Here is a 956-nt window from a genome sequence, read left to right as displayed (position 1 = left end):
GACACCCCGACCCGTCACTACGCACACGTAGACTGCCCGGGGCACGCCGACTATGTTAAAAACATGATCACCGGTGCTGCTCAGATGGACGGCGCGATCCTGGTAGTTGCTGCGACTGACGGCCCGATGCCGCAGACTCGTGAGCACATCCTGCTGGGTCGTCAGGTAGGCGTTCCGTACATCATCGTGTTCCTGAACAAATGCGACATGGTTGATGACGAAGAGCTGCTGGAACTGGTTGAAATGGAAGTTCGTGAACTTCTGTCTCAGTACGACTTCCCGGGCGACGACACTCCGATCGTTCGTGGTTCTGCTCTGAAAGCGCTGGAAGGCGACGCAGAGTGGGAAGCGAAAATCCTGGAACTGGCTGGCTTCCTGGATTCTTACATTCCGGAACCAGAGCGTGCGATTGACAAGCCGTTCCTGCTGCCGATCGAAGACGTATTCTCCATCTCCGGTCGTGGTACCGTTGTTACCGGTCGTGTAGAACGCGGTATCATCAAAGTTGGTGAAGAAGTTGAAATCGTTGGTATCAAAGAGACTCAGAAGTCTACCTGTACTGGCGTTGAAATGTTCCGCAAACTGCTGGACGAAGGCCGTGCTGGTGAGAACGTAGGTGTTCTGCTGCGTGGTATCAAACGTGAAGAAATCGAACGTGGTCAGGTACTGGCTAAGCCGGGCACCATCAAGCCGCACACCAAGTTCGAATCTGAAGTGTACATTCTGTCCAAAGATGAAGGCGGCCGTCATACTCCGTTCTTCAAAGGCTACCGTCCGCAGTTCTACTTCCGTACTACTGACGTGACTGGTACCATCGAACTGCCGGAAGGCGTAGAGATGGTAATGCCGGGCGACAACATCAAAATGGTTGTTACCCTGATCCACCCGATCGCGATGGACGACGGTCTGCGTTTCGCAATCCGTGAAGGCGGCCGTACCGTTGGCGCGGGCGTTGT

The 956-nt window shown here is 54.6% G+C and carries 1 protein-coding gene; it reads left to right on the top strand.

Annotated features, from left to right (window positions below; all coding sequences use genetic code 11):
- Nucleotides 1-956, top strand: a 956-nt coding sequence (gene tuf, locus BHE85_RS16530; RefSeq protein WP_000223459.1) for an elongation factor Tu, incomplete at both ends; no start/stop codon positions are given.

Origin of the sequence: Shigella sp. FC1567, from assembly GCF_001743015.1 — a bacterium.
GTDB classification, from domain to species: domain Bacteria; phylum Pseudomonadota; class Gammaproteobacteria; order Enterobacterales; family Enterobacteriaceae; genus Escherichia; species Escherichia coli.
This window is presented reverse-complemented; position numbering and strand designations above follow the sequence as displayed.